13 protein-coding genes are annotated in these 13,636 nt (G+C 59.1%); 6 read left to right on the plus strand and 7 right to left on the minus strand.

The window, feature by feature from the left end:
* Positions 1 to 232: 232 nt before the first annotated feature.
* Positions 233 to 2,047 (plus strand): NAD(P)-binding domain-containing protein, encoded by a 1,815-nt coding sequence (locus tag ACZ5C3_RS08525; protein WP_464044644.1) that lies wholly within the window; start codon positions 233 to 235, stop codon positions 2,045 to 2,047.
* A gap of 85 nt (positions 2,048 to 2,132) precedes the next feature.
* Here ACZ5C3_RS08525 and ACZ5C3_RS08530 read toward each other — a convergent pair whose 3' ends face one another.
* Together ACZ5C3_RS08530 and ACZ5C3_RS08535 are read right to left on the minus strand one after the other, a co-directional pair.
* Complete coding sequence (locus tag ACZ5C3_RS08530) at positions 2,133 to 2,897, minus strand: SDR family NAD(P)-dependent oxidoreductase (RefSeq protein WP_464036858.1); 765 nt, start codon at positions 2,895 to 2,897, stop codon at positions 2,133 to 2,135.
* Positions 2,898 to 2,989: 92 nt separating this feature from the next.
* A complete protein-coding gene (locus ACZ5C3_RS08535) occupies positions 2,990 to 4,210 on the minus strand; it encodes an ABC transporter substrate-binding protein (protein ID WP_464036859.1) in 1,221 nt (406 codons plus the stop codon).
* A 185-nt stretch (positions 4,211 to 4,395) separates the two neighbouring features.
* Here ACZ5C3_RS08535 and ACZ5C3_RS08540 point away from each other — a divergent pair, with 185 nt between their 5' ends.
* Complete coding sequence (locus tag ACZ5C3_RS08540) at positions 4,396 to 5,289, plus strand: LysR family transcriptional regulator (RefSeq protein WP_464036861.1); 894 nt, start codon at positions 4,396 to 4,398, stop codon at positions 5,287 to 5,289.
* 15 nt (positions 5,290 to 5,304) lie between these two features.
* Here the strand turns inward: ACZ5C3_RS08540 and ACZ5C3_RS08545 are convergent, their stop codons facing one another.
* Complete coding sequence (locus tag ACZ5C3_RS08545; protein ID WP_464044645.1) at positions 5,305 to 6,246, minus strand: LysR family transcriptional regulator; 942 nt, start codon at positions 6,244 to 6,246, stop codon at positions 5,305 to 5,307.
* Between the two features lie 171 nt (positions 6,247 to 6,417).
* On the opposite strand from ACZ5C3_RS08545, the gene ACZ5C3_RS08550 reads away from it, so the two are divergent.
* The 3 genes from ACZ5C3_RS08550 (at position 6,418) to ACZ5C3_RS08560 (ending at position 8,979) form a co-directional block, all read left to right on the plus strand.
* Complete coding sequence (locus ACZ5C3_RS08550; protein ID WP_464036863.1) at positions 6,418 to 7,398, plus strand: Bug family tripartite tricarboxylate transporter substrate binding protein; 981 nt, start codon at positions 6,418 to 6,420, stop codon at positions 7,396 to 7,398.
* A gap of 41 nt (positions 7,399 to 7,439) precedes the next feature.
* Entirely contained in the window at positions 7,440 to 8,381 is a 942-nt protein-coding gene (locus ACZ5C3_RS08555) for an ABC transporter substrate-binding protein (protein ID WP_464036864.1), read from the plus strand.
* 280 nt (positions 8,382 to 8,661) lie between these two features.
* Positions 8,662 to 8,979 (plus strand): hypothetical protein, encoded by a 318-nt coding sequence (locus tag ACZ5C3_RS08560; RefSeq protein ID WP_464044646.1) that lies wholly within the window; start codon positions 8,662 to 8,664, stop codon positions 8,977 to 8,979.
* Here the strand turns inward: ACZ5C3_RS08560 and ACZ5C3_RS08565 are convergent.
* The 4 genes from ACZ5C3_RS08565 to ACZ5C3_RS08580 form a co-directional block, all read right to left on the minus strand.
* Positions 8,952 to 9,335 carry an AMP-binding enzyme gene (locus tag ACZ5C3_RS08565; RefSeq protein WP_464036868.1) on the minus strand — a complete coding sequence of 128 codons (384 nt, stop codon included), beginning with the start codon at positions 9,333 to 9,335 and terminating at the stop codon, positions 8,952 to 8,954. The genes ACZ5C3_RS08560 and ACZ5C3_RS08565 overlap by 28 nt on opposite strands.
* Positions 9,336 to 9,349: 14 nt before the next feature.
* Entirely contained in the window at positions 9,350 to 10,063 is a 714-nt protein-coding gene (locus tag ACZ5C3_RS08570; protein ID WP_464036870.1) for an alpha/beta fold hydrolase, read from the minus strand.
* Between the two features lie 60 nt (positions 10,064 to 10,123).
* Positions 10,124 to 11,308: an MFS transporter gene (locus ACZ5C3_RS08575; protein ID WP_464036871.1), complete on the minus strand. Its 1,185-nt coding sequence runs from the start codon at positions 11,306 to 11,308 to the stop codon at positions 10,124 to 10,126.
* Positions 11,309 to 11,426: 118 nt separating this feature from the next.
* Complete coding sequence (locus tag ACZ5C3_RS08580; RefSeq protein ID WP_464038295.1) at positions 11,427 to 12,077, minus strand: HD domain-containing protein; 651 nt, start codon at positions 12,075 to 12,077, stop codon at positions 11,427 to 11,429.
* A 109-nt stretch (positions 12,078 to 12,186) separates the two neighbouring features.
* On the opposite strand from ACZ5C3_RS08580, the gene pdxR reads away from it, so the two are divergent.
* Positions 12,187 to 13,608 carry a MocR-like pyridoxine biosynthesis transcription factor PdxR gene (gene pdxR / locus ACZ5C3_RS08585; protein WP_464036873.1) on the plus strand — a complete coding sequence of 474 codons (1,422 nt, stop codon included), beginning with the start codon at positions 12,187 to 12,189 and terminating at the stop codon, positions 13,606 to 13,608.
* Positions 13,609 to 13,636: the final 28 nt, after the last annotated feature.

Raw genomic sequence — 13,636 nt, forward strand, 5'->3', positions numbered from 1 at the left:
CCGCAACGCAATCGTCAGTCTTCGCGCTGCACATGCGATCCCGCCGGCGATTCAGCGTGACACCGTTTCTCGCTCGCCTCCTTGGCGCAAAGTGCTAACATTTTCGGACGTCCTGCAGATCGAATGAAGCGGCGCAAGTCCATCGCTTCCGCCGCGTCCAGTGGCGCGTTTCAACGCGCCGCAGAAAAATAGAGCGAACGCTCGCTTCGGCGGCCCCAGGGAGGACTTCAGAATGCTCGATACCACGCTCGACAAGGCTCCAAACAAAACCGTGTCTGACTTGCTCGACAACTTCGGCAAGGCGCTGTCCGCTGGCGACGTGGACCGCGCCGTCGATTTGTTCCAGGCCGACTGTTACTGGCGCGATCTCGTCACCTTCACCTGGAACGTAAAAACCATGGAGGGCAAGGATCAGGTCCGCGACATGCTGAAGGCGCGCCTTGCCGACACCAAGCCGACGAACTGGACAATTGCGGAGGGTGAAGACGCGACCGACACCGATGGATTGATCGAGAGCTGGATTCAGTTCGAGACTGATGTCGCGCGCGGCTTCGGCCACATGCGCCTGAAGGATGGCAAGATCTGGACGCTGCTCACCACTATGGCGGAACTGAAAGGCCACGAGGAAGCGCAAGGCTTCGACCGGCCCATGGGCGTGAAGCACGGCGCCGATCGCAACCGCGTCACGTGGAAAGAGGGGCGGGAGAAGGAAGCCGCTGAACTCGGCATCACGCGCCAGCCTTATTGCGTCATCATCGGTGGCGGACAGGGTGGCATCGCGCTGGGTGCGCGGTTGCGTCAGCTCAACGTGCCGACCATCATTATCGAGAAGAACGAGCGGCCGGGCGATAGCTGGCGCAAGCGCTACAAGTCGCTCTGCCTGCACGATCCGGTCTGGTACGACCATCTGCCGTATCTGCCGTTCCCTAAAAATTGGCCGGTGTTCTCGCCGAAGGACAAGATCGGTGATTGGCTGGAGATGTACACCAAGGTGATGGAGCTCAATTACTGGAGCTCGACCACCTGCAAGAAAGCCAGCTACGACGAGAAGGCGAAGGAATGGACGGTTGTCGTCGAGCGCGACGGCAAGGAGATCGTGCTCAAGCCGAAGCAACTCGTGCTTGCCACCGGCATGTCCGCCAAGCCCAACATGCCAAAATTCGAAGGCATGGATGTGTTCAAGGGCGATCAACACCATTCGTCGCAGCATCCAGGGCCGGACAAATATAAAGGCAAGAAGGCCGTGGTGATCGGCTCGAACAACTCCGCGCACGATATCTGCGCGGCGCTGTGGGAGGCGGGCGCGGATGTCACTATGGTGCAGCGCTCGACCACGCACATCGTGAAATCGGATTCGCTCATGGAGATCGGGCTTGCGCCACTCTATTCGGAGCAGGCGGTGGCGAACGGCGTAACCACCGCAAAGGCCGACCTGATCTTTGCGTCGCTGCCGTACAAGATCCTGCATGAATTCCAGATCCCGGTTTACAACGCGATCAGGGAGAAGGACGCGGAGTTCTACAAGCGCCTCGAGAAGGCAGGCTTTATGCTCGACTACGGCGACGACGAGTCCGGTCTGTTCATGAAATATCTGCGGCGCGGCTCGGGCTATTACATCGATGTCGGCGCATCGGAGTTGATCGCCAACGGCAGCGTCAAGTTGAAGAGCGGTGTCGATGTGAAGAAGCTCACGGAGAACTCCGTGATCCTGAGCGACGGTACCGAACTGCCCGCGGATCTCGTGGTCTATGCCACCGGCTACGGCTCGATGAACGGCTGGGCCGCGGACCTCATTTCAAAAGAGGTGGCGGACAAGGTCGGCAAGGTCTGGGGGCTTGGCTCGAACACGACAAAAGACCCCGGCCCGTGGGAAGGCGAGCAGCGCAACATGTGGAAGCCGACGCAGCAGGAGGCGCTGTGGTTTCATGGCGGCAACCTGCACCAGTCGCGGCACTACTCGCAGTTTCTCTCGCTGCAGCTGAAGGCGCGCATGGAGGGACTTCCTACACCGGTCTACGGCTTGCAGGAGGTGCATCACCGCGGGTGATTGGCGGGACGTTCAAAAGAGAGCAGGGCGGTCTCTCCGGAGGCCGCCCTGTTTTTATCCGATCCCGATCTTTCAGGTCGAAAGATCAGTGCATGACAGATCCGCCGTCGACCACCATCGTCTGCCCGGTGACAAAGTTGCTGTCGTCGGATGACAGAAACAACAGTGCGCCGATCAAATCCTCTGGTGTTGAGTCCCTCTTGATCGCGCGGCTTGCGACGATCGAATTCGCAACGTCCGCCCATCCTGGGTGCGACTGAACATTGGGGCTCATCACCAGCCCGGGCGCGATTGCATTGACGCAGATATTATCGGCGGCAAGCTCGCGCGAGATCGAGCGTGTCAGTCCGACGATTGCGGCCTTGGACGTCACATAGTGAAGCAGGAACGGGCTTCCCTTAAACACAGTTCCGGATGAGATATTGATGATCTTGCCTCCGCCACCTGCGCGCATGGCGGGAGTCGCGGCACAAATCGTCTGCCACGTTCCGCGAACATTGACCGCCATCACGCGATCCCATTCTTCAACCGGAATATCGGAAAAACTCTGCATGCCGAGTTTTCCGAACAAGGCGGCATTGTTGACGAGAATATTCAGGCCGCCAAACGCCGATACCGTTTCGGCGACCATTCGATCGAGAGACGTCGAATCCGTGACATTGGCGACGGCCGCAATCGCCTGACCTCCCGTGGCTTTGATTTCATCCAGCGTCTCGCTCGGAAGGGTCGTGTCGGAGATACAAACCTTGGCCCCCGCGGATGAAAGGGCCAAGGCATATGTTCGTCCTATGCCCTGCGCTGCGCCGGTGACAATCGCGACTTTCCCGTGGAGCCGGTCTGACTTTTGCATTTCTTGTTTCCATTCTTCATTGCGTTACACAGCGCATCGACAGAGAAGAGGGCCTTCTCTGTCGATGGGTGACCGATCGGGGTTAGGTCTGCTTATTTCACCAGGGGGCATCCGCCTGCGTTAAGCGGCCGGAATGCTTCTTGCGGAGGAATGGTCTGCACGAGCTTGTAGAGGTCGTATTTGTTCTTTGACTCGCTCGGCGTTTTGGCCTGAAACACGTACATGTTGTGAACGGCCCGGCCGTCCACGCGGATATCTGTCGGACCGAACAAGTCATCGTCGATCGTATGCTTGCGCATTTCGGCGACAACCTTGTCTCCTTCGATCGTGTTGGCCGCTTTTGCAGCGCGTAAATAGGCCAGAACGGATGAGTAAACGCCGGCGTGATCGGTGGTGGGCATTTGCCCGTTCATCCGGGCGCCAAAGCGTTTTGCGAAGTCACGCGTTTTGTCGTTCAGGTCCCAGTAAAACGGCTCTGCAAGCAGCGTTCCTTGCGCAAGTTCCGGCCCGATCGCCTGGACATCGGTCAGCAGAAGAAAGAGAGCCGCCAGCTTCGTCTTCCCTTTAAAGACGCCAAATTCGGCCATCTGCTTGATCGCGTCGACGGCGTCCGCGCCGGTGTCACCCAGAGCGATCACCTCCGCGCCGGACGATTGGGCCTGAAGAATGTACGACGAAAAATCCATGGTCCCGAGCGGATGTTTCACCCCGCCCAAAACCTTCCCGCCGAGCGCCGCAACCGCTTCGCTTGTATCCCGCTCAAGCGCCTTGCCGAGAGCATAGTCGAACGAGATGAAATACCAGCTCTTGCCGCCAGATCCGGTGACTGCGCGCGCCATCGCGTTACCGAGCGCCCATGTATCCCAATCCCACTGCACTGTGGTGGCTTTGCAATCTTTCCCGGTCATATCCGATGTTGCAGCGGTCGAGGCCAATGTGACGCGGTTCTTTTCGTTCAGCAGATTGCTGATCGCCAACGCGACACCTGAATTCGGCAGGTCGACGATCGCAGTCACGCCGTCGCGGTCGAGCCAGCTCCGCGCCAGCGAAGACCCGACATCCACCTTGTTTTGGTGATCGGCGGAGAGAATCTCGACTTTAAGGTCGCCCGCTTCCTCGCGGAATTTCTCGGCAGCCATTTGAGCCGCAACGACAGAGCCGGCGCCGGCCTGTTGCGAGAAGGGGCCCGACATGTCGGACAACACTCCGACCTTGAGCGTATTGTTCGGAATTTGCGCAAAGGCCGGAATTGCAAGGCTAAGGGCCATCACGGCACCAAGGGCCGTCGAACGGAGGAGGTTTTTGTCAGTCACGGCGTTTTCCCTGTTTGTTTCGTTTTTTTGTGATTTGTATTAGCTATCCGCCCCTCGCTGCGCGTCGACACCCGCAACCATGGATTGTTTTTTAAATGACTTTCGCGCGATAGCGGCGGATGCCAAAGCTATCTGGCGGCGGGATGAGCGAACAGGGACCGATCTTGATCACAGGATGAGAAATCGTGAACAAACGCCCGCAGCTTGAGCTTCGCTTGCTCCGTACATTCATGGTCGTTGCGGAGGAATTGCATTACCGGCGCGCTGCGGATCGGCTGAATGCCACCCAATCGGCAGTCAGCTTGCAGATCCAGGAATTGGAACGGCGTCTCGGCGTCATGCTCTTCGCGAGGGACCGAAGAAAAGTCACCCTGACCGCGGCCGGAGAACTTGTGTATGCGGAAGGCGAACAACTTCTTTCGAAGGCAGATCTGCTCGCCCGTAACGCGTCTGCAGCGCAGGAGGGACGCTTCGGATTGGTGACCGTCGGCACGATCGGAGCTGTAACGCTCGAGGTGCTCCCCCGCTTTATTGAAAAGGCACGAAACATCGAGCCTGCTCTCGAATTCCGTTTCCGCGAAATGGGAGGTCGCGAACAACTGGAAGCGCTCAAACGTGGCGATATCGATTTCGGATTTGTGAGATCGGAAGCTCGCGTGACGGGATTGGCTTTCAAAACGGTGCATGTTGAACCGGTTGTTTGCCTCGTCCCGTCGAACCACCGTTTGGCGCAGAGATCGGAGGTTTCGATTTCTGAACTGGAGGGGGAGCCGGTTGTTAACCTGGCACGCGATCACGATCCGGCCGGACATGATCTCTACATATCCATGTATCGCTCAGCAGGCTTCGAACCGAGAGTCGTGCAGGAGGCGAGCCAGTTGCCGACGATATTGTTCGCTGTCGCTATGCTTGGATGTGTGAGCATTGGACCAGCGAGTTGGCGTGTCCTTCGCCGCGACGGCGTGAAGCTCCTGCCGATAGCTCACCCGGCACCAACGATCTCGACCCGTCTGGTGTGGAATCCGAGCCATAACAAGTCGACTGTCAATGCGGTCTTGGCTGCCTGGGAAAATGACTGATTAGCGCGCAGCCGATTAAGTGATGTCGTTCTTTCCGGGGTCGTCGTGAAAGTTTTTCGCGGCCCGCCTCACCAGACTGAGGAAATTACGAACCACCGCCGAGGAGTCGCCGCGGCGCGAGGCCAGTGTCAGAACGGCCTTCGGTTGAGCGGCACCCTTGAGCCGACGGTAAGCGACGCCGTCCATCGCCATGCGTTGCATGGATGCCGGCACCACGGCAATGCCGAGCCCGGCTGCGACGAGACTCAGCGCCGATGTGATACGGGGAGCTTCCTGGCCGAGGCGAGGGTTGAAGCCTGCCTTGAGGCAGGCCGCCATCGTCCCTTCATAAAACGCAGGCCCAAGTTGGCGCGCGTAAACAATGAATGTCTCGCTAGCCAGGCTCTTCAACGCGAGCGCCCCGTCGCTGCCTTTGTCGCGTCGCGCCAATGCGTGCTCGCGCGGCAGCGCCACCACCATGTCCTCCACAAGTAATGGATGGATGACCAGGTCCTGCGGTTCGGTGGGGGACGCCCGAAAGAAAGCGACGTCCATCTGTTCATTTTGCAGACGCCCAATAGCTTCTGCTCTGAGACACTCATCCAGTGTCAGCGACACCTCGGGGAAGGCTGCTCGAAACGAGCGGATGACAAACGGCACGAACGGATGAAACGGAGTGGTTGGCATGACACCCACGCAGATGCTGCCTTGTTCGCCGCGTGCGGCGCGCCGTGTTGCCTCGAATGCGCGGTCGTACTGTGCGAGCATGGAGCGCGCATGATCGAGGAAGACACGCCCGGCATCGGTCAGTTCAACGCCGCGCGCCCTGCGGAGAAAGAGCTGAACATCGAGTTCGCGTTCGATGGCTTTAATTCGCTGGCTGAGCGGCGGCTGCTGCATGCCGAGCCGCTCAGCGGCACGCGTGATATGCTCTTCTTCCGCGACTGCGATGAAAGACCTGAAATCTCGCAGCTCCATTCCCATATCCCATTCAATATGAGTTTTGCTGTTTTCATATGATAGCTCATCTTTCTCGATAATGGTAATCCGGTCTCTGTTTTGGGAGCGCTGACGCCGAGGCTGTTTTGTAGAGCCTGCCTTGTAGGAGCAGCCTTGTACCGCCGTCCCCGTAAGCCGGGAGATTTCGCCATGAAGCTTCTGCGCCGGACATTTCTGCAGCTCACAGCAGGCGCGGCCTTCGCGCCTGCGTTCTCAAGGATCGCGTCGGCGGAGTCATATCCGATGCGGCCGGTGCGTGTGATCGTTCCTTACGCAGCTGCAGGTCCGGCTGACATATTGGCACGCCTCACCGCACAAAAATTATCCGAACATTTCGGCAAACAGTTCTTCGTCGAGAACATCGGCGGCGCCGGTGGCAATATCGGCATGGGTCAGGGAGCGAGAGCAGCAGCCGACGGCTACACCGTCCTGGTGGTTCCGCCGAATATCGTCGTCAACCCGGCCATGTATGACACGGTGCCGTACGATCCCTACAAGAACTTCGACCCTGTTACGATCGCGGTCACTTCGCCCACTGTGCTCACGGTCCATCCGTCACTGGCAGTCGAGAGCGTCAAGGATCTCGTGACACTGATCAAATCCAGTCCCGGAAAATATAGCTTTGCTTCTCCCGGGATCGGGACGCCACCGCATCTCATCGGCGAGCACTTCCGCCTGTTGCTCGGCCTCGACCTTGTCCATGTGCCCTTCAACAGCGCGGGCCTGGCGATCGGCTCAACGCTCGCCGGGCATACGCCCATTGCCTTCACCTCGTTGCCGCCGGCCGTGCCGCAAATCAAGGACGGGAAACTGCGCGCGCTGGCTGTGACGAGCAAGACGCGGTCGCAGGCGCTCCCGGATGCACCCAGCATGGCGGAAGCCGGCTACCCGGACGTCGTGGGCGAAGGATGGTTCGCGTTCATCGTTCCTGCCGGAACTCCGAAGGAGATTACCGCGCTGCTCCAGCGTGAGATCGTCAACATCATCGCGCTGCCTGACATCAGGGAAAAGATGGCGACGCTTGGTTTTGAGGCGGTCGGCAATACGCCTGACGAGGCCGCGACTTTGTTCAAGAGCGAAAGTGCCAAATGGGCAAAGGTCATTCGGGAGGCGGGCATCAAGGCCAATTGATGCCGCGTTTTTGCTGCGCCGAAAATCAGGAGGAGCAATATATGCTGAACTGCGGCATGCCCACCGTTGGTGTCATGGCGGCCGGCACTATGGGTCCCGTCGAAAGCTTCAAAGCAGGACTGAGTGAGCGTGGCTTCGTGGAAAGGCAGAACATTCGATTCAAGCTCCGCGCAGCCGATGGCGATTTGGACAGGCTTCCTGCCATGGCGACAGAGCTGGTTCAAAGCAATGTTGATCTGATCGCAGTCATCGGCGCGGTAACTGCGCGCGCTGCTCAAGCGGCGACAACCGACATTCCGATCGTTTATGCCGTTGTGGTCGATCCAGTCAGCGAGGGCCTTGCCACATGTTCTGGAAATCCCTTGTACCACATGACTGGTGTGACGACCTTCGATCCGAACCAGGCGCGAACGCATGTGCAGTTGTTGCAATCAGTGATGCCAGGGCTCGCCCGGATCGCAGTTCTTGGCGACCGGGGCGTCTCCGATTGCCTGTCAGTCGCTAATGCGCGAGCCATTGCAGACCTTGGGTTGCGCCCGCAGGTTCTCCGCATCGACGGGCCTCGGCCTGATTTTGAGGGTGCGTTCGCGGCCATGGGACGCGAGCAGGCCGAAGCACTCATCGTTCTCGAACAACCCATCAACGGAGTGCAGCGCGCAAGGCTTATGGAGCTCGCGATGACGCATCGCTTGCCCTCCATCTTTCCGATGGGGCAGGCCGAAACGGGAGGCCTTTTCTGTTATGGCACGGGTCTTCAACGTGCCGCACATCGGATGGCGCGCACCGTCAAGAAGATCCTGGACGGGGGCAGGCCATGCGACCTGCCGATAGAGACGTTGTCTCGGCACGAACTGGTGGTGAATTTATCGGTCGCGCGAAAGCTTGGCCTGACGGTGCCACCGAACATATCAGCTCGGGCATCGCAAGTGATCGACGTCGATAGCCGATTGGTTGCTCACACCGCGGGCTGGGGGAATTCCTGAACCCCCGATCGGGAAAAAGTCCCGGCGCGAATTGGCATTCTCATTGAATGTGCTTCGGTTACATTCATTGCAGTTCCCTTGCGCATCAGGGGTTCAGCTATGACTTCCGGCCCGATCGCATTGCTCAGCGCGATCGGGTTTTTTTTGAGTGCTATCTTCACCGCGAAGCCGGAAGTCAATTGCGGTTCCTCGGCTGGAACGTGCTTGATATGCAACAGTCATTAAATCGTCATTCCCACGACATTCGTTTTGTGCGAATCGCACTATTCAGGAGCGACAGTTGCTGCCAACTTCATCGCTCGCGATGAGCGGGGGACACATCGTGACGAGCCTCGATTCAAACACTGACATGACGCGCGTGATGGCGCTGGCTTTCGATCACGCATGGGATCGATTTGTTGCCCGAGGCGTGCCGATTGAAGCCGACAGGCTGCGCCCGATCCTGGCACAACATATCGTCGAGTTGGTTCGGCGCGGTGAGCGCGATCTCGATCGCATATCCAGAGGTGGATTGGTTCGCTTGCGCGAGGCCGCGTTCGGTACGCAAGCACCTTCGCGCGTATCCAATCGTCAGCTCAGACGCGAGTTGCGTCGCTGAGCAGGGACGCCGAGAACAGCTTCTGCCAAAGCCCGACGATCAACCTTCCCGAGCGGGTTGCGTGGCACAGCGTCAACGGCCAGCAGCAGCTCCGGCACTTTCTCATCCGCCAGTTGTTCGCTGATGGCGGCCCGAATGATGTCGATTGCCGCGTCGTCGTCATCGCCTTCCAGTTGCACAACGGCGGCCACACGCTGACCTAACTCAGGATCCGGCGCGCCAAAGACCGCAGCGTCGCGCACGAGCGGATGGCTCAGCAGCACACTTTCGATTTCCTCCGGGAAAATAAATGCCCCGCCGCGAATGATGACGTCGTCGTTGTTACCAGTGTGATCGATTGAAGTCTTCGGCGTCATCGCGTGTCCTCAAGTCAATCTCTGCCGGCTTCGATGATGGCATGCGCAAGCCGTGCCGGGTTCGAGAAGCACAGTTCGTGACTGCCGGGTATCTGGACGAGCCGGAACAGTCCGAGCTTTTCCGACAGCCTCGGGTGAAAGGGGGAGCTATGGGGAAGTGCCATGTCTTCCGTGCAGTTGATGAAAGACTTCGGCAGCGTCATCTCGGCCGGATTCGTACGCAGCGCAACTTTGTCGGTGAATGTCTTGAAGGGCTGCGGATTGAGCTTGTCGTATGCGCGTTGCGCGGTCTCAAGATCTGCGTCGTTGATGTAGGCTTCGCGCCAGATTGGAAACGGCAACACAACCGAACCGTCGTCGCGTTTGGTGAGAAGGCCAGGATAGTATGACGGCACCAGATCAGTGACGCCTTCTCCGTTATTGGCGACAAACGCATTCAAATAGACCAAACGGCGAATGCGGGAGGCCGCACGGTCAGCGACGCCGGTGATGACAATCCCACCGGAGCTGTGACCAAGTAGGATGAGGTCGTTCAGATTGTTCTCCGACAGGAAATCAACGATCGACTGAATTTGCTCTTCAAGCCCTATCGTCTTCGCATCTCCCGGCCGATTTCCCTTGAGGGTCGGGGTGAACACCTGATGACCGGCTGCTCTTATCAAAGCTGCAACGGGCTCCAATTCGGCGCCGGTGTGCCAGGCCGCGTGAACGAGGACGTAGGTCGACATGTTGCGAACTCCTTGTGAATCTCTTGATGAATGCCTTGGGTGCTTCTTGGGGATGGGACGTCAAATCTCGGCCAGCGCGTCAGTCCTGCGCTCCAGCCGTGCGCGCCACGCAATCACCGTATGTGCGATCTCCGCGAACAGAAAAGCGATCGCAAGCGCCCCCGCTCCGATGAAGCTGAGGAAGTGCTGGTCGATCACCAGCAGCACGACGCCGCCGAGCAATCCGGAGCACGCCAGGCCGCCATAGGTCGCCGTGTTGTTCAAGGCCAGCAGCAGCGGTGCGACGTGAGGCGCAGTCTTCACCAGACGATGTTGCTGCGGAATCATCAGGCCCCATCCGGCAGCGCCCCAAACTGCAAGAGCGATGGCAGCGGTCACTGGATGAGCAGAGCTCCAGGGGAGCAGGCAAAAATTCACAATCAGGATGACGAGCGATGCGTTGATGATCTTCCGGCTCTCGAACCTGTCGACGAGGCGGCCCGCGAGCGCGTTGCCGATGGTTGAGGCGACACCCCAGAACAGCAGCAGTCCTGCGAGCGCCCGCTCATCTCCGTGTGTGACACGGTCGAACACGAGGCCGGCGTAGGTGTAGACCATCAGCAGGCCGCCATACGCGAACAATGTCGTCATCAGGGTCAGGGCGATGCGGCTATCGTGCAGCGGCGCAAGGCGTTGGCGAAGCGGGATGCGCGGAGGCTGCGGCACTGATTTCAGAAGCAACCCTAGCCCGAGCATCGCGAGCGCACCGAGGGCTGCGACAAACCAGAGCGTGATGCGCCAGCTGCCATAGCCGCTGATAAATGTTCCTAGAGGCGCGCCGAGGGCTGTGGCGCCGGCAAGACCTGCCGACACGGTGGACAACGCGCGGCCTCTGCGCTCTTGCCCGACAAGAGAGGCTGCAACGCCGAGAGCGGTCGGCGCGAACATCGCCGCGCCAAGTCCCGCCAGCGCCCGGCTTGCCAGCACCGTGTTGAGGTCCGTGGCAATGGCGGTGATCGCGTTGCCGATCACAAAAATGCTCAGCGCTGATACGAGCAGCGCTTTGCGTTGCCATCCTCCTGTCAGAGCTGCCATCACCGGCGCCAGAATGGCGAAGGACAGCGCGTAGGCGGTGACCATCTGGCCTGCAAGGCTGATGGATGTGTTGAGAGTTGCTGCAACGCTCGGCAGGATACCGGCGACGACGAAGTTGTCCGTCCCCATGGCGAACATGCCAATGGCGAGCATGAATAATCGGCGATCCACTGTGTTTCTCGATCTAATGTTGACTTGAAGCTGCGGCTGCCACTGTCGCTAAGACGTGGTCACGGAGACCTGGCCGCTGAGATATCGGCCCTGAGCAAACCTCTGGGTGCTCGTGATCTTAGTGATCGTGCTCCCAGTGGGAGCCCCGGATGACGCTGCAGATGTTCACACGCTGAAAGTTCGGGTCTTTGTCCGCGAGGAAATCATCGTTGAAGGTACCGAATGTGCTCGCAGGACGATGCTTCATTCCCTGATAGAATGCATCGATGACTTTGTTTCCGAAGTCCTTGCCGCGCGGGTAGGCAGCCACGACAGCTTGACGCTGTTCATCGGTGAAAGTCTCATAACCACGTCCGGCGATATCCATTCCGGCACCCACCTGCAGCAGAGCGATCTCGGGGCCCATGAATTCGGGAATTCCCGGAGTTGTATGCAGTGCGATGGCTGTCCAGACCGTTCCGATATCTTTCTCGGAGATTCCATGGCTGCGCAAAAACTCGAGTGCGGTATTCGCGCCATCCACTTCGAACCGAAGCTGGCTTTTCTGGAAGCCCTTCGTCAGGCCGATGTCGTGAAACATGGCTGCGACATAGAGCAGTTCAGGGTCGAACTTCAGGCCCGTCTGCTGTCCTCGCAAGCCACCCCAGAAATAAACCCGAGTGGAGTGGGAGAACAGCAAATCGCTTTCCGTATCCCGGATAAACTGCGTTGCGTCGCGCGCCAACGGGCTATCAGGAATCATCACACCTGAAACGCCGTCGCTCGCCATTTTTCCGTTGCTGGTCAATGGATTTCTCCTTCGTTGAGAAATCGAAATATGGTCCGGCCTGGTCAGAAAACAGTACCGAGATCGGCTAATCTCGCTGTACCATCGAGCGATGGCTTCTTTCTCCATCTCAATTGACCGCTCCAAGAAAATACCGCTCTCGGATCAGATTTATCGGAGCATCCGGGAGGCAATCGAGGCCGGACGATTTGCGTCCGGCGCGAGGTTGCCGTCCTGGCGGGATCTCGCGGCTCAACTCGGCGTCTCCCGCGGCACTGTGCGCGTCGCCTATGAGCGACTGGTCGCCGAGCAATTCGCGATCGGCTTAGGCGCAGCAGGCACCCACGTCGCAGAGCGTCGTGTCGGCGAGCGTCCCTCGCCATCGGCCGGCCTGGTATTGTCACCGGAGACGAAGCCGCTTCCGAATTTCTTTTATTACGACTTCGGGACCAAGCCGCTTCCGTTTCAAATGGGCGTGCCTGCGCAGGACGGATTTCCGTTTAAGCTGTGGTCGCGCGTTTTGACGCGTGAAATGCGGCAGACGGTGATGGCGCCGGTCAGTTATCCCGATCCTCGCGGTGATCTCTCGTTGCGAAAGGAATTGACCGCTTACCTCGCCATCGCGCGCGGCATTCGTTGCGATCCGTCTCAGGTGTTCATTACGGGGGGATTTTCCGGTGCGCTCGGCTTGGTGATGCAGGGCCTTCAACTGGGAAAGGCGACAGCCTGGATCGAGGAGCCGGGGTTTCCGCTGACACGTACGGCACTCGACCTGGCCGGGATCACCGTGAAAGCGATTCCGGTGGACGCAGAGGGGCTGGACGTTGCTGCCGGCGAACGGGTCGCGCGTGAGGCGGCATTGGCGATTGTGACGCCGGGGCAGCAAGCACCGCTCGGGATGACGCTTTCGCTTGCGCGACGGCTTGCGTTGATGGAATGGGCCAAGCGGAATGGCGCGTGGATTGTCGAGGACGATTACCTCAGCGAGTTGCAGCTCACCGGCCGCGCGGCTCCGGCTCTTGCGTCGCTTGATCATGGCGGACGCGTGATCCACATCGGAAGTTTCAGCAAGACGCTGAGCCCGACACTTCGCCTCGGCTTTATGGTGGTGCCGCCGGAATTGGTTCGCCGCTTTGGCGACGTCGCCGCGTGCCTCGCGCCGGCACCTGCCGCCGGCGTGCAGCGGGCGGTCGCGGAATTGATGCGCGAGGGGTGTTACCTGCGCCATCTGCGTCACATGAAGCGCCTCTATGCGGCGCGAAAGGACACCATTCTTCGCGCGCTTGATAAGGTCGGACGAGAGACTGTGAAGGTGAAAGCGACCGCCGGACTCGCGGTCGTCATCGAACTTCCACAATCCGTCTCAGATGCAGACATCGCCTTGCGTGCGCTGCCGTTGGGTCTTGCGCCTTCCGCTCTTTCGCGTTGGTACACACAGTCTTCCAAACAGCAGGGATTTCTGCTCGGTGTCACCAATATCAACGAAGATCGCGTGCTGGCTGATTGCAAACAGCTGATAGGGCTGGTGCGTTAGGGCTCTTTCAGATTCGGATAGCCTCATC

The organism is Afipia dichlorophenoxyacetatis (assembly GCF_055386385.1).